The sequence below is a fragment of the Agrobacterium tumefaciens genome, assembly GCF_005221325.1.
Classification (GTDB): Bacteria; Pseudomonadota; Alphaproteobacteria; order Rhizobiales; family Rhizobiaceae; genus Agrobacterium.
Map to the genome: position 1 here is coordinate 67,543 of NZ_CP039891.1, position 24,946 is coordinate 92,488.

Sequence of the window (24,946 nt, forward strand, 5' to 3'; positions counted from 1 at the left end):
TCTATATTGGTTCAAAGCGATGTTACTTCTCAGTGGCCAATTCACTGAAATTCTTGATGTTGACCGAGGCGTCGGGAAACCTCGCCGTAATCTCCAACGTGCCACCTAATGCTTCGATATAGCGTCGCAGATTGCTGACATAAATATCGGCGCGCTGCTCCAGCTTTGCGACAGCCGGCTGCTTCACATGGAGTGCGCGTGCCACATCCTGCTGAGTTTTTTCACGGGCCACGCGCAGCTCGTGTAGCGCCATGTCTTCAAGAATTGCCTTGGTCGCTTCATCGTTGCGGGCACGGCGTTCTGGCGACATTCTGTTGCGCAAGTCGTTAAAGGAGCGATGTCCAGTCATATCAACCCTTCCTTCCCGATCTCGATCAGGTAATTGTCATATAGTCGATCAGCGACCGGAATCATGATTTCATAAAAGCGGTCGTCGCCGGTTTTATTTCCACCGACAAGCAAAATAGCAGTGCGACGCGGATCGAAAGCGTAGAATACCCGGTAGGGTTCGCCGCCGCTTTGAATCCGCAGTTCCCGCATATGTTCGTGCTTTGAACCTTCGATGCCGGATGAGTAAGGGAAGGGAAGTTGCGGTCCTTTGGCTTCTAGAAGCCCGACTACCCTTACGATATCGTCCTGAACGGCCTCGATCAGCGTCGTGTACCACTCACCAAACTCATCGGTATATTCAACGCTCCAACTCATCGGTGCTCCAAATGTATTCCATTTGTGGAATATTTCAAGCGATATTCCACAGACGGAATAACTCGCCCCCTCGAGGTTGACAAGTGGAGATGGCGCTGAGCTGTTGGCGCCCACCACGATCGTTCCATCGAATTTGTGATCTGGTGCCTGCGTGAGAACGACGTCGGACCTCGATGCGGCTTCCGCAACCGTCCGGAATAATCCGCTTCACGCTGCATGCGAGCCGTCTCCAGCAGTTATGGGTGCAGTCCTCCTTTCCGGTTCGCTCTTCAACCCCGCAATGAAACGCAATCAACAGGAGATCCAGGATGCAACAGCTCGCAAAATTCCTCAGCGCCACCGGCCGCCGTCTTCGCACCCTTGGCAAGGTCGTCAGTCACCTCTTCCGCAAGGGCAAACTCGGTTTGAAGATCGCCATCAAGATCCCTTTCTTCGCCGATGTCGAATTCAACATTGAGACCGAATGGGAACGGCGCGAGTGAGCGCCCACGGGCTCGGCCTTAACCGGCCGAGCCGTCTAGCACCAGGGCTCGCGACGACCTGTCCAAGTCCGGGCCAGTCCTTCCGAGACCAGGATGTCACCGAGGCTATGGCCATCTCGCACGAGAACCCGCAGCGCCCGACCATAGCGATCCTTGTCATGACCCGGCCATGCTCGCATTTCGAAAGGACCCTGGTTCACCAGTTCGATTAATCGCTCGGTGGCGCGATTACCCAGAGCAAGCTCCGAGGCGCATCTGGGCTCGCTGATCTCGGGTGCGTCTATGTCGGCGACCCGGATCTTCATGCCATCAATCCACAGCGTATCACCATCGATGACGCAAGTGATCCGATGGCCATCGGTGCATTTTTCAAACTTTAGCGAAGGCATGTTCGCTGCGGCCAGTGTCATCGACGTAGCACTGGTCGTGAGCGCGATGGTGCTCATAACGCCGAGTACCATGGCAGGCACGGTGAGGTCGCGCTGCCTTCTCTTTTTCCGGAAGAAAAGCCGGAGACTAAGTGAATATCCCAAACGTCGAATGCTCCAGTTTCATCGTGGTCGATGTGTGAATCTTGGCCAGTGTTCCGCGCGAGATTGCCGATCTTCAATAATGGGCTGCCGAAGGGTGACCCGATATCCGCGGCTTCGTTTGCGGCGGAGAAGATCGAGGAAGGTGGCTACAGCGTCTCGCTCACTGGCAAAATGCTGGACCTTCATCTGCCCCTGCGCTCCGATCCGGCCCCAGCGGCGTGTCAGGCAGACCTCGCCGAACAGATTGGCCTCTATCGTCATGGCATAGAAGCGGGCCATGTTGCGGGCGTCGTCCGTGCGTTCGACGTAAAGCTGATAGGGTTGAATGAGCATGGCAGCATAATCGCTGGGTCGCCAGTTTTCGTCCAACGAGAGATATGAATCGATTGCCTCTGACCGATTCATTTTTGTGAAGTTCGAACCCGGAAATTTCTGGGCGGTCCGCCTGCGGCGTTCAGTTCTATTCGCCGGGGCGAACGAAGCCCAGAGGTCTTCGCCCATCCGGGTCACGATCTTCCCGCGAACGCCAGGCGCCATCAGTGCAAACAAACGTCGATCAATATCCGAGGAAGCCGAGAACATCACCGCCATAGAACTCTCCGTAGCCGTCGGGAAGACCAATGACTTCTCCACTGTCTTCGTCGATCAACGCGCCGTCGGCTTCGCGTACCACCGCCGTGATGCCGTGCTTGCGGCATTCATCGATCGCCTCGGCCACTGTCACCTGTGCTTCGCATGCTTCCCAATATCTCATCGTCCGATACTCAATCTATCGCCCCGGACTGTCAGTGCCGGAAGAGTTCTTGTGAAACCGGTTCTCTCCGACACAGGCCTTCATGTCCTCGCGCCGGAACCAGACGGCCCGCCCGCATCGAAGCGGTGCATTGCCTGCCGTGAAGACGATCTGCTCGTCGGCGCGCATGCGCAGAACCTCATGCGGAAGGATCAACGGCCGGCGGTTAAGCTGCTTTGATCGCGAGCGCGACGATCCTTTCATTCCGGTTGAACGGTTGGTTTGGTCCACCTCGACCGTGGTGTCGCCGCAGCGCTTGGAAATGTAATCAGCGGTGTCGGGATCGTTGATCGCCGCAAACGAAATCCACGATGCGGATTCGAACCACTTGCTCGTTGCATCACGCCCGCCATAAGCCTCGCGCATTTGGCCAAGCGACTGGAAGATCATTGTCAGCGTGATGCCGTATTTGCGGCCTGCGTCTCGAGCAGTTTCGAGGATGCGCAGATAGCCGAGCCTTGCGACCTCGTCGAGCAGGAAGAGGGTCCGACCCTTCACGTCGCCGTTGCGGTTATAGATCGCGTTGAGCAGCGAGCCGATGACGACGCGCGCAAATCCGGGATGGGCTTCCAGCACTTTCAGATCGAGCGCGATGAAGATATCGGTCTCGCCGTTTGCGAGATCGTCAGTCGAGAAACTGTCGCCGGACACCAGTCCGGCATAGTTCCGGTAGGACAGCCAGTGCGTTTCCTTGACTGCATTGGCATAAACCCCGGAAAACGTCTCCGGCGTCATGTTGACGAAGACGGAGACATTCTCCTTCACGAAATCCGAATCCGACCCTTCATAGATCTTCGTCAAACGTGCTCGAAGCTTCGGCTCGGGTTCGGACAGATTGGCGCGAACCTGGCGCAAAGTCTGCTCCTTTTCATCGGTGTGGCCGGACAGGCAGACGTCGGCGATCAAAGCCGTCAGGAGCTGCATCGCCGAGGCCCTGAAGAAGTCGTCGCGGGCAGATGCCGTGTGGGCATTGTCGGTCATGATCCACGTGGCGACGGCGACGATATCTTCTTCCTTGGTATTGCCGTGACGACCGATCCAGTCGAGCGCATTCAAGCCGACACCAGACGCGGTTGGATCAAGCACGATCACCTTGCGGCCGGCCTTGCGCCGATGTTCGATCACCATCGGCGCGACCTCGCTTGACGGATCCAATACGACGAGGCCGCCGCCCCATTTGAGCGCGGTCGGGATCGTCACCGACGTCGTCTTGAAACCGCCGGAGCCAGCAAAGACGATCCCGTGCGACGAGCCGAAAGAGCCGTCGAAGCAGAGCAGCGGCGACTTGCCACCGGCACCCCAGCTTTGCGGTTCATCGGAGCGGAACGGCATAGTGGCAACGCTGTCGCGATCGACGCGGTAACGTTCGCCGATGACGATACCGCCGGCTTCGGGAAACACCTTTGCGGCTTCGGGCAGTTTCATCCAGTCGGCCTCGCCGTGGACAGCGCGTTTGCCGCCGATCCGCTTCGGGGCTGCCATTGCGAAGGCGGCATTCCCCTTTATCGCAACCCGCAAAGCGAAGACGCTTCCGATGAAGGCGACGGCCGCGCCGAGCATGGTTGCCGGGTCGGCGTAGGCGAGAACCGATTGACCGGCCGGGACGTCGCTGGCAATAGCGGCCAGTCGAATGGCCTCGCGTGTCATAGCGATGATGACGACCACAGCACTTCCAGCCAGCACGCTCAGACCGGCGGCCTTGATATTCGTCGAACCATGGGTGGCGAACAGCGCAACAACGCCGATCGCGGCGGCGCCCACGTAGGGCAGGACGAGCCCGGCGCGGCCCAGTGCCAGCCTCGCCGGCGCTGATGTTCCGAGTGCTGCCAGCCGATGTTCTAAGCCTGACATCATGACCAGCGCCGCGATCATGATTGCTGCGGGCAGGATTGTCAGAAGCAGCCTATTCGCCGTCATTGCCGAAGACCTCCGCGCCGATCGCCGCCAGTCGGGCTTTCTCCGTCTCGTCGCCCTTGATCCGCCCGCTGGCATCGATCAGCAGACCGAGCAGCAAGGAACGCTTCTCGTACCGCAGCCCCGCCTTGACGATCAGGCCGCCGAGTTCGATTTTTTCGCGCGTGTCCTTTTTACGCGCCTCTGCCGTCGTTGATTTCGCCATCCGCTCAAGCCTCACCAGCCCCGCCCGCATCCGCGCCAGGCGACTGCGACGTGGACGGCTCACTGCCGCTTCTGCTCTCGCCGGCATTCTTTCTCCCGGTCGCCATACCTTTGCCTCCGCGAAACCGTTTGGCGACGTCCTCGAAGGCAGCCTGAAGCTCCGCCTCGTCAATCTCGATGTCGCCAAGACCAGCCCTCAGCGCGATGCGGCCGATGCGCTCGGCCTCACGCGTCTCTGCCTGCTTCAGCTGGTCCTGCAATCTTGCGATCTCTTCCCTGATCTTCGATGACGGTTTCTTCATTCCGGTTGCTCCTCTGAACTCTGGGCGTTGCGCTTGCGATGCCCAGACTCTCCCGGATGTGCCTGAATTGAAATCTGCAGATCTGCAGATCGCCAAGGGCGATGCTTTTGTGAATGATCCCGCCGTTCCGAAGGAGCGGTTCCAAGGGCGCAATTATACGTCGTGATACGACGCGTTGCTTATCGGCCCGGTGAGACCGGGCTCTACTGCCACTCCCGACGAACTTGGTTCTAACCGGGAGCGCTCTTCGCCGTGGCCATCGCCCATTTCTCAGCCAGCATCGTCAGCCGCGGCTCGGGCCGCAGCGTGGTGCTGTCTGCCGCCTACCGGCACTGCGCGAAGATGGAATTCGAGCGCGAGGCCCGCACCATTGACTACACCCGCAAACAAGGCTTGCTGCATGAAGAGTTCGTACTCCCTGCAAATGCCCCCGAATGGGCTCGCAGCCTCATCGCCGACCGCTCTGTTTCGGGCGCTATCGAAGCCTTCTGGAACAAGGTGGAAGCGTTCGAGAAGCGTGCCGATGCGCAGCTTGCCCGTGACCTGACGATTGCCTTGCCCCTGGAACTTTCGGCCGAGCAGAACATCGCCCTGGTCAGGGATTTTGTCGAGAAACACATCCTGGCGAAGGGCATGGTTGCCGATTGGGTTTACCACGAAAATCCCGGCAATCCGCACATCCATCTGATGACCACGTTGCGGCCGCTTTCTGATGAGAGCTTCGGGTCGAAGAAGGTTGCCGTCATCGGCGAGGACGGCCAGCCGGTACGCACGAAGTCCGGGAAGATCCTATACGAACTCTGGGCCGGTTCGACCGATGACTTCAACGTGTTGCGCGACGGATGGTTCGAGCGGTTGAACCATCATCTCGCGCTCGGCGGCATCGATCTCAAGATCGACGGCCGTTCCTATGAGAAGCAGGGTATCAATCTTGAGCCCACCGTTCACCTTGGCGTCGGGGCCAAGGCGATCGAGCGCAAGGCGGAGCAAAGGGGTGTTCGCCCGGAACTGGAACGGGTCGAGCTGAACGAGCAACGACGCTCGGAAAACACCCGCCGCATTCTGAACAATCCAGCCATCGTGCTCGACTTGATCACGCGAGAGAAGAGCGTCTTCGACGAACGCGATATAGCCAAGGTCCTGCATCGCTATATCGACGACCCCGCGCTCTTCCAGCAATTGATGTTGAAGATCATCCTGAACCCGGACGTGTTGCGGCTGCAGCGCGAGACGATCGATTTCTCCACCGGAGAAAAGCTGCCGGCGCGCTATTCCACGCGGGCGATGATCCGGCTGGAAGCGACGATGGCACGGCAGGCAACATGGCTGTCGAACCGGGAGGGAAGGAGCGTTTCCCCCACCGCTCTCGACGCCACCTTCCGGCGCCATGAGCAGTTGTCCGACGAGCAGAAAGCGGCAATCGAGCGCGTTGCAGGACCTGCCCGTATCGCCGCGGTCGTCGGACGTGCCGGGGCCGGCAAGACCACGATGATGAAGGCAGCCCGTGAAGTCTGGGAATTGGCTGGATATCATGTGGTCGGTGGTGCGCTTGCAGGCAAAGCGGCCGAAGGATTGGAAAAGGAAGCGGGGATCCAGAGCCGGACGCTTGCGTCATGGGAGCTGCGCTGGAAACGCGGCCGTGACCTTCTGGACGACAAAACGATCTTCATCATGGACGAGGCCGGCATGGTCGCCTCAAAACAAATGGCGGCCTTCGTCGATGCGGCGGTTCGGGCGGGTGCGAAGATCGTGCTGGTCGGCGATCCCGAACAGCTTCAGCCGATCGAGGCGGGCGCTGCTTTCCGCGCCATTGTCGATCGCATTGGTTACGCCGAACTCGAAACCATCTATCGCCAGCGCGCGGAATGGATGCGCAAGGCGTCGCTCGATCTCGCGCGCGGCAATGTCGAAAACGCATTGAGTGCTTATGGTGCCAACGTCAGGATTGCGGGCGAGCGCCTGAAGGCCGAAGCTGTCGAGCGTCTGATCGCCGACTGGAACCACGACTACGATCAGACGAAGACGATTCTGATCCTTGCCCATCTGCGCCGCGATGTTCGCATGCTCAATGTCATGGCCCGCGAAAAGCTGGTCGAACGCGGCATTGTCGGTGAAGGTCATCTGTTCCGGACCGCCGACGGCGAACGCCGTTTCGACGCTGGCGACCAGATTGTCTTCCTGAAGAACGAGAGATCGCTCGGCGTCAAGAATGGCATGATCGGTCATGTCGTAGAGGCAGCAGCAAACCGCATCGTCGCAACGGTGGGCGAGGGGGATCGGCGGCGCCAGGTGATCGTCGAACAGCGGTTCTACAACAATCTCGATCACGGCTACGCCACGACGATCCACAAGTCTCAAGGAGCGACCGTCGATAGGGTCAAGGTGCTCGCTTCCCTGTCTCTGGATCGGCATCTGACCTATGTGGCGATGACCCGCCATCGTGAGGATCTGCAACTCTATTACGGAACGCGGTCCTTCTCCTTCAATGGCGGCCTGGCCAAGGTTCTCTCCCGAAGACAAGCCAAGGAGACGACGCTCGATTACGAGCATGGGCAGTTCTATCGCGAGGCGCTGCGCTTCGCCGAGACTCGTGGCCTGCACGTCGTCCAGGTCGCACGCACGATGGTACGCGATCGGCTCGACTGGACGCTCCGCCAGAAAGCCAAACTTGTCGATCTCAGCCGGCGTCTTGCTGCCTTCGCCGCGCACCTCGGCATCACCCAATCCCCGAAAACCCAAACGATGAAGGAGACCGCACCGATGGTCGCAGGCATCAAGATATTCTCCGGTTCTGTTGCCGATACGGTCGGTGACAGGCTCGGCACAGATCCCGCCCTGAAGCAACAATGGGAGGAAGTCTCGGCGCGTTTCGCGTACGTCTTCGCCGATCCCGAATCCGCCTTCCGTGCGATTAACTTCGACGCGGTTCTGGCAGACAAGGAGGTGGCGAACCAGGTTCTCCGGAAAATCGAAGTGGAGCCGGCTTCGATCGGCCCGCTAAAGGGCAAGACCGACATTCTCGCCACCAGGTCGGAGCGGGAGGCGCGTCGTGTCGCCGAGGTCAATGTTCCCGCCTTGAAGCGGGATCTTGAGCAATATCTTCGGATGCGTGAGACGGTTACTCAGAGGCTGCAAACGGACGAGCAGTCCCTGCGTCAGCGGGTCTCGATTGACATTCCGGCGCTGTCGCCGGGAGCCCGTGTCGTGCTGGAGAGGGTGCGTGACGCAATCGACCGCAACGATCTGCCGGCAGCGATGGCCTACGCGATCAGCAATCGCGAAACAAAGCTCGAAATCGACGGGTTCAACCGGGCGGTTACCGAGCGGTTCGGGGAACGGACGCTGTTGAGCAACTCTGCCCGTGAGCCGTCGGGAAAGCTGTACGAAAAGCTCTCCGAGTCCATGAAACCGGAGCAGAAGGAGCAGCTCAAACAAGCCTGGCCGGTCATGCGCACGGCGCAACAACTCGCGGCTCACGAGCGCACCGTGCAGTCGCTGAGGCAAGCCGAGGAACAGCGTCTTACCCAGCGCCAGACGCCGGTGCTGAAGCAATGAGGCGGAGACGGGTTCTCCTGTTTCTGTCTGGCGCCGCTGTCATCATAGCCGCACTCGCGGCGGCTGCGATCACGGGTGGCTATCGGCTGAACCTGACCCCAAGCGAGCCGCTCGGCCTCTGGCGTATCGAACAGCTTCAGCGTCCGGTCGCTATCGGCGATCTTGTGTTTTTATGTCCGCCCTCGACAGCCGTCTTCGCAGAGGCACGAGTTCGCGGATATCTTCGGCGAGGTCTTTGTGCCGGTGGCGTTGCGCCGTTGATCAAGACTGTTGCGGCGCTCCCTGGGCAGCGTGTCGAAATCACCGATCACGTGCACATCGACGGCCGTTCGGTCCCCGCATCGTCGGTGAGCGGCACGGACGGCGATGGCAGGGTGCTCCTGCCTGACTCCGGCGGCGTGGTTCCGCCGCATCATTTGTTCCTTCACTCCTCCTTTGCGAGCTCCTATGATAGTCGATATTTTGGTCCGGTTCCGGATTCCGGTCTTCTCGGCCTGGCGCGGCCCGTCTTCACCTTCCACCTGTGATCGCGGTGGCGACCATATGACTGATCGCTGGAAATGCATCTTTCTCGTCGTCGCTGCGATCCTCTGTGGAAGGATCGGCTGGAGCGGCGAGGTACTTCTCTTGCCCCTCACGATGATATTTCCTGTGCTATGGGCCATGACGCCGTCACGCTCGATAGCTGCACTCGTGTCTGCAGGGTATTTTCTGGCGGCCTCCCGCGGTTTGCCGCAGGGCGTGGCCAACTTCTACGCTTCCGATCTCTGGCCTGGACTTCTGCTGTGGGTGACGGCTTCGGTGTCGTTTATTGCCGTGCATGCCGCACTCTGGATGAGGCCCTGTGACGAATTTGCGTCGGGGACCAGGGGCGCGGATTTGGCGAGAGCGATACGTTATCTGCTCGCAATGGGGCTTACTGCGCTGCCGCCCTTCGGCATCACCGGTTGGGCGCATCCCCTGACTGCTGCCGGCGTTCTATTCCCCGGTTGGGGATGGTGGGGAGTGGGCGCGACCGCGATCCTGTTGGTCCTCACGATCGGTCGAAGATGGCGGATCGCGGTCGCAGTCATCGGAGGACTTTACGTCTGGTCCCTAACAAACTGGACGCCCCCGAAACTACCACCCGGCTGGATTGCGGTCGATCTGAAACAAGGGAGAACCGTTGGGCGCAATGGCTCGCTGGCCTATCAACGTGATTTGATTGACACGGTGCGCAAGGCCGCCGAAGCGGGCGAGGATGTTCGTGTCGCGGTGCTGCCTGAAAGTGCGCTCGGCTTCTGGACGCCGACCGTCGCACGGGTCTGGCAGGAAGGTCTCCGTGGCTCCAGTCTCACTGTCGTCGCAGGTGCCGCCGTCATCGACTGGCGCGGCTATGACAGTGTCATGGTGGCGATTTCGGCCAACTCTGCAACGGTCCCCTATCGGGAGCGTATGCCAGTCCCGGGTTCGATGTGGCAACCATGGTTGCGATGGACCGGACAGGGCGGTGGCGCGGGGGCCGCCTTCTTCGGCAATCCGGTGATTGAGGTTGAGGGAAGAAGGATCGCGCCGCTGATCTGCTACGAGCAACTCCTTGTCTGGCCCGTCCTGCAATCAATGCTGCACTCGCCCCAGGTGATGGTTGCGGTGGGCAATGGATGGTGGACGGAAAACACCTCGATTGTTGCGATCCAGAAAGCGAGCGTTGCGGCCTGGGCAAGGCTCTTCGGCTTACCGGTTGTCATGGCATTCAACATATAGGGAGTACCCAAGATGCTCGATGCCGTCCTTATCCAGCAATGCGCCGATCCTACCCTGGAGGCTGCGATCGTCGAGCAGTTCATCGCGAAGGCCGGATCGCAGGACCCGCTGACCATTACCGTGCGCTCCGGCAACCGCATGGTGCTGGTGCCGAAGCCGACAACGCCGGAAGAGGCACTGGCTCTGATCCGCGACAATCTCGGTCGCAACACCGTTCGCGTCGGCATCACCCAGTATCCGGCAGGCCTCGGCATTGTCGAGGCCGGTCAGTTGAAGCCGGATCTGGTCGATCCTTGCGAGAATATCCGCATGGGGACGACGCTGTTTGCCAAGGTCTTTCGCATCGTTTCAAAATGGTATGGCAATCCCACGGCGAAAGAAGTCCTGCCTCAGGTCATGGATGATGCGGTCATCGCCTGGCAGACGGGATATTTCGAAGGGGCGGCGGTGTTTCGGGCGGAGGATCCGGGACAGCAAAAAATCGCTCGGCCTGGAACCGTCGATCCCGAGAAATCCGAAGAGGATAGCCACCTCGATGACGCCAGTGACGTGGTGAAATCTGCGACCGATGCGGTAGCATCCGATCCGAACAAGGCAAGCATTAGGATCGACCTCTCCGGGATCGGTGCAAGGCCGTAAATCCTAGTAGTCTGCAGATCTGCAAAGCGATTGTTTTTCCAATGCACTAGCGAAAGCAGTCTACAGCTTTTATAAGACGGGCAGGGCAGTACGCGCTGCCCGGGGGTGTGGAAACCCTTACTCGGCGGTTGGTGTCGGCCGATACGACATCAGAATCCTCTGGCCATTGGCCGGTGGGCCTGCGACGTATGTCCAGGTGCTCCGGTGCTAAAGGTCGCAGGACTGTCCGAGTACAGTTTCCAACCCCCGGCTTGGGATCAGAGATTAACGTTTGCGGGGGCGCACCGCGAACTATACTCCAAGGTTGGATCACCAATGGATTTGAAAGATTCAGCAGTGTCGGACACATGTGAATTGCGCCCGGTGATCGGGCTCACGCGCGGACTTCCAATCCCGGATATAGAGACGTTGGCGGTCAACGCCATCCGGATGCACAGGCAACTCGTCGAAAAGGCGGATCAGCTTTTCCAGGCGCTGCCGGAGGAATATCAAACGGGGAAATCGTTCGGTGGCAAACAGCATCTTGAATACATCGAAGCAATGATCGAGATGCATGCGCAGATGAGCGCCGTTAACGCGCTTGTTGGTCTGCTGGGCTACATTCCAAAGGTTTCAGTCAACTAAAGACCCGCGCCTAGATGAGGCCGGCGCGGATGGCGAGTGCCACCAGGTGCGGCATCGTATGGATCTGGAAGCGCTTTCTCGCCTCCTCAAGTTTGCTTTTCACCGAATTGTATTTAACGCCCTCGAGATCGGCAGCTTCTTCCATCGTCTTGCCGACCGAGATCCAGTTTAGGTACGCGGCCTCTTTCGGATCGAGCCACGCCGGGTGCTGTGCAGTCGGCGTTAGGGGCAACAGGGTCATACGGGTGTGAAGCTGGCCAACAGCTGCGGCGGCCGCGACAGGATCGATATCTCGTTCGAGTTCGATTGCTTGTTTATCGGATGCCAGAGTAAACATGGAAGTCGAGCCATTGGCTGCTCTGATCGGGATGGTGATGCCGGAACGGATGCCGAATTCTGCTGCCTGGTCGAAGAACGCCCGCTCTTCCTTTGAAAGCTGCCGTCTCTGTTCCTCCCCGCTCCACGTAAATACCCGTTTCAGCGATTTCGCGCGCTTTACGATCGGGTCGATGGTCTCGTATTTTCTTTTGAAATAAATCGACCGCCAACCGGGAGGGTAATTTGATGAGGTGATTGTGTGGCCCGGTCGGATGAACAGATAGGCATAGCCGGAAAATCCTGCTTGGTGGGCAAGATGGGTTAGAGCGTCCTTCAAGACACTCTCGTCGCCCCGAAGCGCTGCAAGGTCAATTAGCTTGTCCAGCCAATGTTGCATATTTTACTCCGTAATTTGTCAGGTGGGACAGGTCACGAGGCGCTCGTCATTGCTTGCATCTTTAGCATTAACGCAATCATAAATTGCATAATCAAGGTTATGGAACTTTAGGAACTGGCGATCTACTGCCGACACCACTGACTAGGGTTGCCGCCCTTCAAGATAACGGGCGGCCGAGGCGCTGGCGGTGGGCGGGGTCCGCGCCTCGTTTGGGAAAATTCGCTGACTACAGAACTTGCTGCGCCATTCTCAGAAGGCGTGGTTAATATGCCGACCGCTTCTTTCGTTCCATCGATCAATTAGTTCGCTGCAGAGTTCACGCGCCTTCCGTTACCTCGCAGGATAACGCCTTCCTGATATCGAACGTTTTCGACCAAGTGTCTCCTTGTTCGCCTATAACCTCGACTTCATCCGGTCTAACGTTCCGATAGAAGTACTACGCAACCCTTCCGGTCCCCTCGCCGCGCTATGGCTGATAATGTGTTTGCCCAACTTCGAGTTCTAGGTCTGCCTAGAACGGATGACTTCGCAGTCGATCAACTGCTGAAACATGTCGCTCATGGATTCTTCCAACGGCCGGTACATTACCCCTAGTTCTCGTCTGCTACGGCCGTTGTCGCACCGGAAATGATGATCGACATTCCGGGCAACGATCTTGCGTGTAATGCCTCCGCCCGCGAGAGGGCCTACGAGCCACATGAACCACTTGGGCAGTGCGCGGCGAGGTATCGGATTGGCATGCCCATACTTCGGCAGCAGGGTCAGCGCCAAACTGAGCAAATCCGTATCATGGCGGCTGATTATGTATCTTCCGCTAGCGGTTGGGGTAAAAGCAGCGGACAGGTGGGCCTTGGCAAGATCTCTGACATCCACGGCGCCCAATCCCCACCGCGGCGCTCCCCATCGCAAAGTCCCGTCACCCATTTGCTTCACCATGCGGAAGCTCTCGGAGGTGGCGTAGGGATTGATGCCGGGTCCGATGACCAGGGATGGATTGATGGAAACGAGATCCCATACCTTCTGACTTCGGGCGATCCTCCAAGCTTCCCGCTCCGCAACTGTCTTGGAATATGAGTATGGATTGTGCTGGAGAGAGGAAGAGCTGTTCCAGAGATCCTCGGTGAGAGTTTTATTTGGTGCTTCTGCGACGTCGGCCGCATCGCCGTACATGGCGGCACAGCTACTGGTCAGAACCACGCGTTTGATGGTGGGGTGTCTTGTAGCCTCTTCCAGAACATTTCGCGTACCAAGCAACGCAGGATCAACAAGGTCTCTCTGCGGGTCCTTGACGTCGACCACGAAGGGGGACGCGGTGTGGAATACGATTTGGCAACCCATCATCGCCTCGCGATAGGAGCCGGGCGCCAGCAAGTCAGCTTCAAAGAACTTTATCGTGCCTGGCCCACTCTCTGCAATTTGGCGCAGGTATTTCGTCTTTTCGGGATCGCTTGCTTTTCGGATCGGCGCATGAACAGTGAGGCCCGCCTCGATCAAATCCTTGACGATCCAACCGGCAACGAAGCCGGTCGCACCCGTCACCATGACAGGGTGGGTTGTTTCTTTTTCATCCATCAAATTGATCCTTGATTTACCGCGATCCAGTGCCGCGACGAGGGCTGTTCTCGCTTCCCCGAATAAGACACGGCAGAGAGACGAGATCGGGCGTTCAAAGCCGCCATTTCATGGGGCTTTCGCAATGGCGCGACCGAGAAAGTCCATATTTTCCAAGACACCCGCATCTGCTGCGCGTATCGTCGCGCCATCGCTTTTTCCAAGCTCAACCGAGACCTTCGCCGGGAAGCGCGTGTACCAAGCCTCCCAGTCTTCGGACGAGCTTTCAAACTGGTACGAGGCGATCACGGTTCGCTGACCGTCAAAGCGCACAGACGCGGTCAGGTCGCCATTGTCGACCAGATAAATGCAGTCACTACTGGTGGGCTTGCCGGTGTCTGGATGGGTTATCTTGACGCCTTCCAGACACGTGACTGCGTCGTTGAAGGCGTCGACCAGGATTAAGTTGCCTTGGGTGACATACAGCAGTGGCGTCTCGCGTCCGCCGACCTCGTTGGTGAAGCGTACAGAAGCAGCTACGATGGTCGTCTCGCCGACCTGAGCGCGGCCCCACAACCAGCCCGAAAGAATGTGATCCATGGCGACATTCCCCCAATTATGATCGTGATATCCGTTGCCCTCGACCTCGATGGCGGCGCCATCGACAAACAGGCGCCCGGTCACTCGTCCGCCTGGAACTGCGCAGAACCAGGAGAAGTGCCTTCCGTCTACGTCCCAACGTCCGGTTCCCGGGCGGTAAGACGGAATAGTGCGTTCCAATGTGATATCGATACCGAAACCACCAGCAGAATCGGGATCAACAAAGATATGATATCGATCCAGGCTTCCTCCTTCGCTTCGGAAGAAGTGCGGCCCCATCCGAGCGTCACAATGGGTGTCGGCGATTTGCAGCTCATTTGAATTGACGGATATCTTTTGTTCCGAGAGCTTCTTTCCGTCTTTTGCAATATCGAGCCTAATGAACGCGGAGATCTCTCCATCAGCGTTGATTTCGATATTATGGGCCACGATGCAAAAGTAACCATTCGAGAAGTGCGCGTCGGCGTACCACCACTCGTAAGCTCCCGATTGGAACGGTTTAGAAAGCCGGAACCCGTCTTCCCAAGTCTGCGGCACGTCACGATCAATCTTTAGTTCTGCGAAGCTTGCGTCATCGTCGAGAAGGCGACCTTGCTTTGTCGGCATAACTATATTCCTTCCATTCATTGCCCCGAATCTGGACGCACGATGCCCGGCCACCGGAAGCCGGTGGCAAAAGCATGGCCAAGTCTGGTGATTTATAGGCTGATCAGTTCAGCCGACTCTCATTCGCTTCTGCTCAGCATTGATCGCAGGCGGCTCGTTTGCACGTCGACCGATTGTGGACCGTTGCCGGTCAGCAGCTTTAGATGAGGTTCCCATTCGACACGGATCGCCGCCGGATTGAAGGACACACGGACGTCGTAGCCGGCCTGTTTCAATGCCTCGTCCACATAGTATGGCAACCTCGTCTTCTTGCCGGGAATTTTAGGATAGTTCGTTGCAAGAGCCACCAACTCTCCGAACTTTGGCACCGTCGTTATCTTCGCACCACGAAACGGGTGGTTTGGATAGTCGATGGGGTTCCCCCCGGAATCTACCCTCCACCTCGCCGAGGTCATTGCGATTGGCGCGTGGCAAATCAACGAAAGCAGCACATTTTCTTCATAGGCCGTATTGATGATCTCGCCGAGCCAGGGAGAATCCTTGAAATCGACGACGGGGGCGTGGCCGCCGGGGAAATGAATGAATTCGAAGTCGCCGATCGAAAAGGGATCGCCGGGATCACGATGGCGTTCGACGACAGTCCGGGCCGAGAGATAGTCCTTCTGTGGCAGCGCTGCAAAACTGGCGAGAACTTCATCAAATAATGCGGCCGCTTCCGGGTCTGTGTTCGGCAGTACTTCGGATAGCGGCAGAGCGCCAAGATGGCGGCGGGCAAGCGCAAGTTCTGCACTACGGCGGGAGACCAGATCGGGATGGCGATGGGCAAAGCTTTTCGGAGCGAGCATATTGGCCGCAGCGGCGATCGTCATGCCGCTCGTCGCGAGAAACGGGAGCGACAGGCCGTTGATATCGAGTTGAGGCAACGCGCCATCGGGCGTGCATAATGTGAACTCGTGGGAGTTCTCGAACTCCTTCAGCACCTGCGCCAATTCTATAAGGAAGACGCCTGTTGAAATTAAATGCCCCTGCGGCTCGCTGACCGGAAAATGGCGTGCAGACGACAGAATGATAAGGGCTTTGGGTTTGCCTGATGCGTGGGGATCGGCTGTCATATCAGCTCCTTTTTTGACTATGGAGCAAAGCGCGCAGAAGGATGGGAACCATGCTCGATATGCCACCTGGGCTGATCACCCTGTCGAGGGCTACGCTGCGTTCAAGTGCCATCAATCCGCTCGCGAGGTCTTCCAACGTGACGGGTGGAGGTGTTTTGCTGAGATCGAAAAGTCGCTTGGCGAGCCGCGCATAGAGCGCGCGTTGCTCGGCCATGATGGCCCAATAGGCCTTGCCGAAATCGGCATTGCGCACCGCATGCAGTTGAAGTTCGGCGGAGACCAAAGCGTGCTCCGGGCTCTCGGAAAGTTTTTCCGCCCAGGCATCGAGACCGTCGAGGGCTGCCTTTAGGTCCTCACCCGCAGCATCAATGATGGTCGCCACCCGTTCGGATTCCTCAAGCTTGTGCAGCTTTAAGACCTCCAGCAACAAGGCCTCTTTACTCTCGAAATTCGAGTAGAAGGCGCCCTGCGAGTACCCAGCAGCCTCTGCGATATCGCGCATCGATGCCGCATTGAAGCCACGCGCAGCAACCTGCTGTCGCGCGGATTCGATCAAACGCTGGCGGGTTTGCTCACGGGTTTCTTCACGGGTAAGTCGGCGACGGTTCACATCCTTCATGAGATTCAGATATCAGATGACATCGGAATTCGCAATGCTATCAATAAATTTTATCTGAATGATTGGGAGGGATCTGTCACAAATTCGGGAGGGCGCTAACGGTATGATCGATGGGGCGGCATGGACCGTCGCCGCGCGCACTGCGTGAGACCCTCTACACTCAGGTTCGCCACTGTGTTTGCTGGAATTTGCCACCAGGTTGAAATCCAAGCGCGACCTGACAAGATCTCCCCTCACCCGCAGCGATCTCCACCGTATTCAATGCGGCCGACTGGTTCGACGCCAACGATCTCGGTCCTTCCCCACAGTCGGCAATGTCCTTCGACCGGTCCTTTCTTGCCCTTGCTGCAGCCGCTAACGGGCGCGGAATCGCACTAGAATTGAACATACTGGCACGACCTACACTGGGAGGCGGCCACCTGGGTGCGTCCCGTTGAAGGAAAGGGGCGTCATACCCGCTATATCGGTCACTATCTCGTCCACCCTAAATCGGGAAGCCAGCGCCGGCTTGCCCGTGGGTTCGGCAGCCTTGGACATAGCTGAGAAGATGCTGCGGAAGCATCCATTCGGGCATACCCATCCGGAATGACACCTCAAATCTGTTCGATGTCTGAATCTTTTGGCGAGTTGCGAAATTCGACAGGTAAGTCTGCCCTCATATTACCGGGTGCCACATACAATTCCATGTTCTCTCGCGACAATTCCCAGTGCTGGAAAACGAGATCGACAACCGCATTTTCATCGTGGTTCTTTATGGACGCAATAAAACCGTCATGATGCTGGGTTGCCAGCAGAAGGCGCTGTCGCATGTCATCATTTCGCGGGCGAAAGAATGTTTGTCCAATACGAGCGTGGTCCACGAGAAGACGCCGCAAGCTCGGTTGCAGATAAACGTTGCCGGACATTTCACCTATGATGGCGTGGAACCTGTTGTTCTCCAGAACCATCGCAAGCGCGTCAGCGTTGTGGCTGGCAGCACGAAACCGTTCCTGCGTGTCACACAATTCAGATAGCTGCTTTGGTCTGAAGTTCTGGACCGCCAGGCGGCCGATGGCTGCATAGATCATAGGCGCAACCAGAAAGAAATGCCGTAGCGTCGAGTAGTTCAACGGCGCGACGCGTGCGCCTTTGTTATCTCTAATGTCGATATAGCCCTCACCGGCAAGGCGGCGGAGAATATCTCGCACAGGTGTCCGTGACAGACCGTATCTCTCACTGATGCTGACCTCGTCCAAGTCCTCGTCCGGATCGAGTTCCATCGTCAAAATCTGTCGTTTGAGATCGTCGTAGAGACTGCTCTTGTCGCTCTTCATAGTCCGCCTTCATACGACAAGTCGTTGTCGTCACACTAACGCTGTCGCCGAAGCGGCGCAACCGAAGTCCTGTATCCTGCGTCAGACATGGAGACATCGCGGTGCCAAAGACTGCCATAGCCCTCGCAATCCGCAATGGACCTGCTCTGCTCGGCGTTAGGTAGTCGCCGCGTCTCTCCGCCTTCACTACACCGGCATCGTCCCGTCCATTTGTATTTTCCAGGTGTAATAATTGTGTACTTAGATAATACAATCGTGTTGACTCGCTTCGGACCTCGTGTAAATTTTGTGCTCACCGCCCAAAAGCACCGTCTTGTGGGGACAACGATCACGGGGAATTCGGATGAAGGGTGGCAAAAGCGAACTCTACGATGATCTCAAGCGTCAGATTCTGACGATGGAACTCGATCCCGACGAGGATCTGGACGAAGTGTCGCTAAGCGAAAAATATGGCCTCTCGCGCACGCCAGTCCGAGAAATATTCCGGCGACTGGAAGGTGAAGGTTACGTCGACATTCGCGCAAACAGGGGCGCACGGGTCATCCCGATGAACCATTCGACCCTGCGTCATTTCTTTCTTGTCGCGCCGATGATCTACGCGGCGATCGGCCGCCTGGCGGTCCAGAACTTCAAGCGCCACCAGCTTGCTGACCTTGAGGCCACGCAGGAACACTTTCGCCAAGCAAGTGTCTCGCAGGACGCACTGGCGATGACGCTGTCGAACAACCGGTTTCACGCGATCATCGGCGAGATGTCCGGCAATGAATACCTTCAGCCTAGCCTTGGCAGGCTGCTGATCGATCACGGTCGCATCGGCCACACCTTCTTTCGTCCGCGTAATGCAGACATGCGCGAGCGGCTTCAGAAATCGGTCGAACATCATGACGGCTTCATCGCGGCGATCGCGGCGCGAGACGAGGACGCCGTCGTCGATCTCGTGTTCGAACACTGGGAACTGTCACGCGAGAACATGGAAATGTTCATCGCCCCCCAAGCACTCAAGGCGGACGCAGCGGTCGGCGCGCCGATGCAATCGATGGAGAAGTCATCATGAAATTCGAAGGTATCTACACCCCGGCGGTGACACCGCTTCGACCGGACGGGCAGATAGACCGCGCAGGGTTTGCAGCCATCCTCGAATCACTCATTGAAGCCAAGGTTCATGGCATCGTCGTCGGCGGATCGACGGGCGAATATTATGCCCAAAGCACTCTGGAGCGTAACGATCTCGCGGCCCTTGCAAAGGATGTGATCGGCAATAGGGTCCAACTGGTGATCGGTACTGGAGCGACGAGAACAGAGGATTCCGTAGCCTATGCGGTGGCTGCGCGGGAGATCGGCGCTGACGCCATTCTGGTGTCGTCCCCTCCTTATGCGCTGCCGACTGAACGCGAGAATGCCGTTCATGCACTGACGATCGACCGTGCGGCAAACTTGCCGATCATGCTCTACAACTATCCGGCCCGCATGGGCGTGATGATGGGAGACGAATATTTCTCCCGCGTCGGTAAATCCAGGAATGTTGTAGCGATCAAGGAAAGCTCCGGGGACATGGGCAACCTTCACCTGCTCGCCCGGAAGTTTCCCCATATCGGCCTGTCCTGCGGCTGGGACGATCAGGCGCTCGAGTTCTTCGCCTGGGGAGCGAGAAGCTGGGTCTGCGCCGGCTCCAACTTTCTGCCGCGCGAACACGTCGCGCTTTATGAAGCCTGTGTCATCGAGAAGGATTTCGACAGGGGGCGCGCGATCATGACTGCGATGCTACCGCTGATGGACTTCCTTGAATGCGGGAAATTTGTCCAGTCCATCAAGTATGGCTGCGAGCTGATCGGCCTGAAGACCGGATCGGTGCGTGCGCCTTTGCGGGCGCTGAACGCCGAAGAAAAAAGAACCCTCGAGACCGTCGTTGCCACTGTGAAGCGCACGGTTGCCCAGATCACGTCGGGAGCTAACAATGCATGAACCTTTGACCGCGGCCGAATACAGGGCCATCGCCACCAGCCTTCACCTGCCGACCAACGCCTTCATCGACGGCGCCTTCCGTCCGGCAAAGTCCGGCAACACATTCATCTCAACCAATCCCGCAACCGGCGAGACCCTGGCACAGATCGCGGCCTGCGACGCAAGCGACGTTGACGAGGCCGTTGCCAGGGCGAGACAGGCGTTCGATGACGGCCGCTGGCGGCTTCTGGCTCCGGGCGACCGAAAGGCCGCGCTATTGAGGCTTGCCAAGCTGATTGAAGATAACCGTCATGAACTCGCCGTCATGGAAAGCCTCGACAGCGGCAAGCCGGTGCGTGAATGCCAGACAGTCGACGTTGCCGATACGATCCATACTATTCGGTTTCACGCCGAAGTTATCGACAAGCTTTATGATAATACCAATCCCGTCGGGCCGAATGCCCTTGCGATGGTGGTACGCGAACCGATCGGCGTGGTCGGCTGTGTGCTTCCCTGGAACTTTCCGCTACTGATGCTTGCCTGGAAGATCGGCCCGGCGCTCGCCTCAGGGTGCTCCGTCATCGTCAAGCCCGCGCAGGAAACAACTCTTACGACGCTGCGCATCGCCGAACTGGCTGTCGAGGCGGGAATTCCGGCCGGCGTCTTCAACGTGGTCACCGGCGGTGGCAAGGAGGTCGGCGAACCGATTGGCTTGCACATGGATGTCGACATGGTGGCCTTTACCGGATCTACGCCGACCGGACGTCGTTTCCTGCGTTATGCGGCAGATTCCAACCTGAAGAAGGTTGTCCTGGAATGCGGCGGCAAGAACCCGGCTGTTGTTCTTGCCGATGCCGAAGATCTGGATCTGGTGGCCGAGCAGGTTGTCAACGGCGCATTCTGGAACATGGGCGAGAATTGCTCCGCAACTTCCCGCCTGATCGTGGACAGCACGATCAAGGACGAGTTGCTTGAGCGGATCGGTGCCTATCTGCGCGAATGGAAGACGGGCGATCCGCTCGACCCGGAAAATCGCATCGGTGCGCTCGTCAGCAAGCCCCACTTTGAAAAGGTGAAGTCATTTCTGGATGATGCGAAGACGGAGAAGCTTTCAATCACCCACGGCGGTACAACGCTCGACGGCATCTTTATCGAGCCGACCGTCATCGAAGGCGTCACACCGTCAAGCCGTCTGTTCAAGGAGGAGATTTTCGGGCCAATCCTGTCCGTGACCACGTTCGAAACCCTGGCCGAAGCGGCGGCTCTGGCCAACGACACCAACTATGGTTTGACCGCATCGGTCTACACCGGCAGCCTGCGCACGGCGATCCGGCTATCGCGCGACATTCGCGCCGGCCTCGTTACTGTCAACTGCTTCGGCGAAGGCGACGCTTCGACACCTTTCGGGGGGTACAAGGAATCGGGCTTCGGCGGCCGCGACAAGTCAATCTTCGCACACGACAATTACTGCGAACTGAAGACGATCTGGATCGATATCTCCGAGCGTTCCGTGGACGAGACAATCCGATGATCCAGACGTCCGTCAAGCGTTTGCCAATTGAAAACGGAGTCTCGGGCTGGGAGGCGATCAGTACGAGGCCTTTTCCCATTCGCAGTCTCGAAGGCAACGTGACTGCGGACTGGCTAATCGTCGGCGCGGGTTTTGCGGGCCTTTCTGCCGCCCGCCGCCTGTTGCAGCTTCGTCCCGACGACAAGATCGTTATTCTGGATGCGAGCGAAGTGGGAAAAGGCGGTTCGGGAAGAAACTCTGGTTTCATGATCGACGTTCCTCACAACCTGTCGTCCGGGGAATATTCGACCGGCACGACTGACGACACCCGCGTGGAAATGGCACAGAACCGTACCGCCATTGCCTTTGCGACGCAGGCCGCGGCGGAATACGGGATGTCAAGCGAGACTTTCGATCCGTCGGGCAAGATCAATGCCGCTGCCACCGAGCACGGTCTGACACTAAACAGGGATTTCGGCAGATCCCTGACGAAAGCGGGCGAAAAGCACCGTTTCCTCGACGCCGTGCAAATGCGCGACATAACCGGGACCGATTTCTACCTTGGCGGCATTTACACGCCGGGCGCCGTCCTCATCCAACCCGCCGACTACATCAGGAACTTCGCGGCCGGTCTGTGTCGCCAGGCCGATATCTTCGAGCGCTCACCCGTCAAATCCCTCATACGCGAAAACGGCGTCTGGAAAGCTTCGTCGCCGCAAGGCAGTGTTTCGGCACCAAAGGTCATCCTGGGCGTCAACGGCCATATCAACGACTTCGGTCATTTCAACGGCCGCCTGATGCATTTCTTCGGTTATGCTTCGATGACGGAGCCGTTCCAGGCTGACGATTTCGGGAGGAGAGCAAGCGGGTGTGATCGATGGGCTCTGCTGCCGGCCGACCCGATGGGCGCAACTGTTCGAAAAATCACGTCGAACGGCCAGTCGCGCATCGCCCTGCGCACCAAATGGACCTACGACACCACCCTGAAGCTGACGGATAAGCGTCTGCGGAAAATGGCGCGGGAACATCGCTCGTCGCTGGACAAGCGTTTCCCCGGATTAAAGGATTTGCCTTTCGAATATTGCTGGGCAGGCCGCATATGCCTCACCCGCAACCACGTGCCCGCCTTCGGCGAGGTGGAGGAAGGGCTTTACTCTGCTTGCTGCGAGAACGGGCTTGGCACGGTGAAAAGCACGCTGGCTGGCATGTTGACGGCCGAACTCGCCACGGGAAGCACCTCCTCGCATTTGAAGGAATTCATGGATCACGCGAAGCCGAGCAGGCTTCCGCCTGAGCCTTTCACATGGCTTGGCGCCAACGCCGTGATCCGTTGGCAGGAATTGCGTGCAGGCCGCGAGGGATGATCCGTCGCCGCGCAATGGGGAGACCGCGCTTAGGCGTCAGGCTTCAACGATAATGGGAACGTAAAACTAGGAGCGAAAAATGAGGACTTTGTGGAAGGCACTATGCGCAGCGGCAATGGTCGGAATAACGGCCCTGTCGGCACATGCAGAAGAAAAAACCATCACGATCGGTACGATGTCCTGGGAAGACCTTACACCGATCACGGGCATCACCAAGAAGGTGCTCGAAGATTCCGGTTATACCGTGAAAGTCGTACCCTTCTCCGAATGGGGCATTGCCTATGCGGCTCTGAGCAAGGGTGATGTCCAACTCCTTGCCTCGCAGACCGATTATGTGGCGCAGGACTACTGGAACAAGAATAAGAAGCGGCTGGAAAAAATCTCACCCGTCTCGCACGGCCTATTCCAGGCCATCGCCGTTCCCAAATACGTCAGCATCGATTCCATCGACCAGCTGAACGAGAATGCCGACAAGTTCGGCGGTAAGATCGTCGGCATCGAGCCGGGTTCGGGCTTGATGAAGGATACTGCGAACGCCGTCAAGGATTACGGCCTCAAACTTCAACTCGTTGAAGGCAGCACGGCCGCGATGACGGCAGCTCTCAAGTCGGCAACCGATCGCAAGGAGTGGATTGCCGTCACGATCTGGGAACCGTCTTGGATGGCGCAGAAATACGACATCAAGTTCCTGAAGGACCCCAAGGGCGTATTCCCGCCGCCCCAGAGCTATTACTGGGTCGGTCAGAAAGGCTTTTCGGCCGAGAACCCACATGCACGTGAAGTTATTGCCAGCGTCTACGTGCCACTTGCCGACATCACCTCGATCAACAGCGCCGTCAATGACGGAAAGACCATGGACGAGGCAATCAAGAGCTGGACCGACAGCCATGGTGACCTCCTGAAGCGCTGGGAAAACATCAAATCGGAATAAAACCGGAAGGCCGGGCTTTCGTGATGGCGGTCGCCCGGCCATTAAATTCACGAAAGAGAATGTCGGTAGAAAAGCCGGCGCGCGGGGAACGCGATGACAACATCAATACCTGATGCGAGCGAAGTCCTCATCGACTGCCAGTCCGTCTGGAAAATATTCGGAGCCCGGGCGAAATCTGCCGTCCAGGCGGTCAAGACGAAGGGCCTGTCGAAGAAACAGATTTTGTCGGAATACGATTGCGTTGTCGGTGTTTCCGATGCCAGTCTTCAAGTCCGACGCGGCGAGATATTCTGTATCATGGGACTGTCGGGTAGCGGCAAGTCAACTCTGATACGCCTTCTCAACAGGTTAATCGAGCCGAGCCTTGGCAAGATTCTTGTCAAGGGCAAGGATATTTCGGCCCTGAACGCCGCCCAGTTGCGCGACATCCGCGCACGCCATATCGGAATGGTCTTCCAGAGCGTGGCACTTTTGCCGAACAGGACCGTACTGGACAATGCCGCCTTCGGTCTCGAGGTTAGGGGCGTCGGCAAAGAGGAGCGCTACAAGATCGCCCGGGCGGCGCTGGATAAGGTCGGCCTATCGGACTGGATGTCGCGATATCCCTCCGAACTGTCGGGCGGCATGCAGCAACGCGTCGGGCTGGCGCGCGCCATCGCCGCCGATCCCGAGATCATCCTGATGGACGAGCCGTTCAGTGCGCTTGACCCGCTGATCCGCCGCCAGCTTCAGGACGAATTCCGCCAGCTCACCAAATCGCTTGGAAAATCCGCCGTGTTCATCACCCACGATCTCGAAGAGGCGATCCGCATTGGCGACCGGATCGCCATCATGAAGGACGGCGTCATCGTCCAGGTTGGCAATGCGGAGGAGATTGTCATGAAACCGGCGGACGACTATGTCGCCGAATTCGTCGCCGGTATTTCCAAAATTCATCTGGTCAAGGCTCATTCCGTCATGATCCCGGTATCCGACTACAAACACGATCAACCCTACTCCAATATCGACATGCTTTTGCGCACCACGCCGGAGGCGGACATCGCAGCACTGATCGAATTAACAATGCAGTCCGAGCAGGACGCGGTCGCCGTAATCGACGATGGACGGATTGCCGGTATAGTCACCACCCGGGGCCTGCTCCGCGGTGTTGCCGGCTGTCCGGTCGACCCGGCCGCAACCTTGTAGGGGGG

26 protein-coding genes are annotated in these 24,946 nt (G+C 58.1%); 12 read left to right on the forward strand and 14 right to left on the reverse strand.

Annotation, left to right across the window (positions count from 1 at the left end):
• Window positions 1-22 precede the first annotated feature (22 nt).
• Together CFBP5499_RS27940 and CFBP5499_RS27945 are read right to left on the reverse strand one after the other, a co-directional pair.
• Window positions 23-349, reverse strand: coding sequence for an XRE family transcriptional regulator (locus tag CFBP5499_RS27940; protein WP_080830938.1), 327 nt, complete (start codon window positions 347-349; stop codon window positions 23-25).
• Window positions 346-705 (reverse strand): type II toxin-antitoxin system RelE/ParE family toxin, encoded by a 360-nt coding sequence (locus CFBP5499_RS27945; RefSeq protein ID WP_080830936.1) that lies wholly within the window; start codon window positions 703-705, stop codon window positions 346-348. The genes CFBP5499_RS27940 and CFBP5499_RS27945 overlap by 4 nt, the downstream gene beginning before the upstream one ends.
• Window positions 706-1,013: 308 nt before the next feature.
• Here CFBP5499_RS27945 and CFBP5499_RS30265 point away from each other — a divergent pair, with 308 nt between their 5' ends.
• Window positions 1,014-1,187, forward strand: a complete 174-nt coding sequence (locus CFBP5499_RS30265; RefSeq protein WP_173989297.1) for a hypothetical protein — start codon at window positions 1,014-1,016, stop codon at window positions 1,185-1,187.
• A gap of 35 nt (window positions 1,188-1,222) precedes the next feature.
• Here the strand turns inward: CFBP5499_RS30265 and CFBP5499_RS27950 are convergent, their stop codons facing one another.
• The 6 genes from CFBP5499_RS27950 to traC all read right to left on the reverse strand — a co-directional run bounded on the left by CFBP5499_RS27950 (window position 1,223) and on the right by traC (window position 4,933).
• The gene (locus CFBP5499_RS27950; RefSeq protein ID WP_236773210.1) at window positions 1,223-1,633 is read right to left on the reverse strand and encodes a thermonuclease family protein; all 411 of its coding nucleotides are present in this window, start codon (window positions 1,631-1,633) and stop codon (window positions 1,223-1,225) included.
• 105 nt (window positions 1,634-1,738) lie between these two features.
• On the reverse strand, window positions 1,739-2,311 hold the full coding sequence (locus CFBP5499_RS27955; RefSeq protein WP_332844070.1) for a WGR domain-containing protein: 573 nt from the start codon (window positions 2,309-2,311) through the stop codon (window positions 1,739-1,741).
• Window positions 2,277-2,474 (reverse strand): hypothetical protein, encoded by a 198-nt coding sequence (locus CFBP5499_RS27960; protein ID WP_080830932.1) that lies wholly within the window; start codon window positions 2,472-2,474, stop codon window positions 2,277-2,279. Before CFBP5499_RS27960 ends, CFBP5499_RS27955 begins: the two co-directional genes overlap by 35 nt.
• A 15-nt stretch (window positions 2,475-2,489) precedes the next feature.
• Complete coding sequence (gene traG, locus CFBP5499_RS27965; RefSeq protein ID WP_080830930.1) at window positions 2,490-4,430, reverse strand: Ti-type conjugative transfer system protein TraG; 1,941 nt, start codon at window positions 4,428-4,430, stop codon at window positions 2,490-2,492.
• Window positions 4,417-4,632 (reverse strand): type IV conjugative transfer system coupling protein TraD, encoded by a 216-nt coding sequence (gene traD / locus CFBP5499_RS27970; RefSeq protein ID WP_173989295.1) that lies wholly within the window; start codon window positions 4,630-4,632, stop codon window positions 4,417-4,419. Before traD ends, traG begins: the two co-directional genes overlap by 14 nt.
• 4 nt (window positions 4,633-4,636) lie before the next feature.
• Window positions 4,637-4,933, reverse strand: a complete 297-nt coding sequence (gene traC / locus CFBP5499_RS27975) for a conjugal transfer protein TraC (RefSeq protein WP_080830926.1) — start codon at window positions 4,931-4,933, stop codon at window positions 4,637-4,639.
• A gap of 252 nt (window positions 4,934-5,185) precedes the next feature.
• Between traC and traA the strand changes: the two genes are divergently transcribed.
• The 5 genes from traA to CFBP5499_RS28000 all read left to right on the forward strand — a co-directional run bounded on the left by traA (window position 5,186) and on the right by CFBP5499_RS28000 (window position 11,494).
• Window positions 5,186-8,488: a Ti-type conjugative transfer relaxase TraA gene (gene traA, locus CFBP5499_RS27980; RefSeq protein WP_080830924.1), complete on the forward strand. Its 3,303-nt coding sequence runs from the start codon at window positions 5,186-5,188 to the stop codon at window positions 8,486-8,488.
• A complete protein-coding gene (gene traF, locus CFBP5499_RS27985; protein ID WP_080830921.1) occupies window positions 8,485-9,015 on the forward strand; it encodes a conjugative transfer signal peptidase TraF in 531 nt (176 codons plus the stop codon). The genes traA and traF overlap by 4 nt, the downstream gene beginning before the upstream one ends.
• A gap of 16 nt (window positions 9,016-9,031) precedes the next feature.
• A complete protein-coding gene (locus CFBP5499_RS27990) occupies window positions 9,032-10,231 on the forward strand; it encodes a conjugal transfer protein TraB (protein ID WP_080830919.1) in 1,200 nt (399 codons plus the stop codon).
• A gap of 12 nt (window positions 10,232-10,243) precedes the next feature.
• Window positions 10,244-10,870, forward strand: coding sequence for a TraH family protein (locus CFBP5499_RS27995; RefSeq protein WP_080830918.1), 627 nt, complete (start codon window positions 10,244-10,246; stop codon window positions 10,868-10,870).
• Window positions 10,871-11,185: 315 nt separating this feature from the next.
• The gene (locus CFBP5499_RS28000; protein ID WP_080830916.1) at window positions 11,186-11,494 is read left to right on the forward strand and encodes a transcriptional repressor TraM; all 309 of its coding nucleotides are present in this window, start codon (window positions 11,186-11,188) and stop codon (window positions 11,492-11,494) included.
• A gap of 10 nt (window positions 11,495-11,504) precedes the next feature.
• Here CFBP5499_RS28000 and traR read toward each other — a convergent pair whose 3' ends face one another.
• The 6 genes from traR to CFBP5499_RS28030 all read right to left on the reverse strand — a co-directional run bounded on the left by traR (window position 11,505) and on the right by CFBP5499_RS28030 (window position 18,010).
• A complete protein-coding gene (traR, locus tag CFBP5499_RS28005; protein WP_080830915.1) occupies window positions 11,505-12,209 on the reverse strand; it encodes an autoinducer-binding transcriptional regulator TraR in 705 nt (234 codons plus the stop codon).
• 501 nt (window positions 12,210-12,710) lie between these two features.
• Complete coding sequence (locus CFBP5499_RS28010) at window positions 12,711-13,781, reverse strand: NAD-dependent epimerase/dehydratase family protein (RefSeq protein WP_080830913.1); 1,071 nt, start codon at window positions 13,779-13,781, stop codon at window positions 12,711-12,713.
• Window positions 13,782-13,889: 108 nt separating this feature from the next.
• Window positions 13,890-14,966, reverse strand: coding sequence for a lipocalin-like domain-containing protein (locus CFBP5499_RS28015; protein WP_158523333.1), 1,077 nt, complete (start codon window positions 14,964-14,966; stop codon window positions 13,890-13,892).
• A gap of 119 nt (window positions 14,967-15,085) precedes the next feature.
• Window positions 15,086-16,078 (reverse strand): hypothetical protein, encoded by a 993-nt coding sequence (locus CFBP5499_RS28020; RefSeq protein WP_080830910.1) that lies wholly within the window; start codon window positions 16,076-16,078, stop codon window positions 15,086-15,088.
• Between the two features lies 1 nt (window position 16,079).
• Window positions 16,080-16,697 (reverse strand): TetR/AcrR family transcriptional regulator, encoded by a 618-nt coding sequence (locus CFBP5499_RS28025; protein ID WP_080830909.1) that lies wholly within the window; start codon window positions 16,695-16,697, stop codon window positions 16,080-16,082.
• A gap of 593 nt (window positions 16,698-17,290) precedes the next feature.
• Window positions 17,291-18,010 (reverse strand): GntR family transcriptional regulator, encoded by a 720-nt coding sequence (locus tag CFBP5499_RS28030; RefSeq protein WP_080830907.1) that lies wholly within the window; start codon window positions 18,008-18,010, stop codon window positions 17,291-17,293.
• 343 nt (window positions 18,011-18,353) lie between these two features.
• On the opposite strand from CFBP5499_RS28030, the gene CFBP5499_RS28035 reads away from it, so the two are divergent.
• The 6 genes from CFBP5499_RS28035 (at window position 18,354) to CFBP5499_RS28060 (ending at window position 24,941) form a co-directional block, all read left to right on the forward strand.
• Entirely contained in the window at window positions 18,354-19,064 is a 711-nt protein-coding gene (locus CFBP5499_RS28035; RefSeq protein ID WP_080830906.1) for a GntR family transcriptional regulator, read from the forward strand.
• Window positions 19,061-19,972, forward strand: coding sequence for a dihydrodipicolinate synthase family protein (locus CFBP5499_RS28040; RefSeq protein ID WP_080830904.1), 912 nt, complete (start codon window positions 19,061-19,063; stop codon window positions 19,970-19,972). The genes CFBP5499_RS28035 and CFBP5499_RS28040 overlap by 4 nt, the downstream gene beginning before the upstream one ends.
• Window positions 19,965-21,482, forward strand: a complete 1,518-nt coding sequence (locus CFBP5499_RS28045) for an aldehyde dehydrogenase (RefSeq protein WP_080830903.1) — start codon at window positions 19,965-19,967, stop codon at window positions 21,480-21,482. Before CFBP5499_RS28040 ends, CFBP5499_RS28045 begins: the two co-directional genes overlap by 8 nt.
• Window positions 21,479-22,825, forward strand: coding sequence for an NAD(P)/FAD-dependent oxidoreductase (locus CFBP5499_RS28050; RefSeq protein ID WP_080830901.1), 1,347 nt, complete (start codon window positions 21,479-21,481; stop codon window positions 22,823-22,825). Before CFBP5499_RS28045 ends, CFBP5499_RS28050 begins: the two co-directional genes overlap by 4 nt.
• 79 nt (window positions 22,826-22,904) lie before the next feature.
• Window positions 22,905-23,756, forward strand: coding sequence for a glycine betaine ABC transporter substrate-binding protein (locus tag CFBP5499_RS28055; RefSeq protein ID WP_080830900.1), 852 nt, complete (start codon window positions 22,905-22,907; stop codon window positions 23,754-23,756).
• Window positions 23,757-23,849: 93 nt separating this feature from the next.
• The gene (locus CFBP5499_RS28060; protein ID WP_080830898.1) at window positions 23,850-24,941 is read left to right on the forward strand and encodes a quaternary amine ABC transporter ATP-binding protein; all 1,092 of its coding nucleotides are present in this window, start codon (window positions 23,850-23,852) and stop codon (window positions 24,939-24,941) included.
• The last annotated feature ends 5 nt before the right edge of the window (window positions 24,942-24,946 follow it).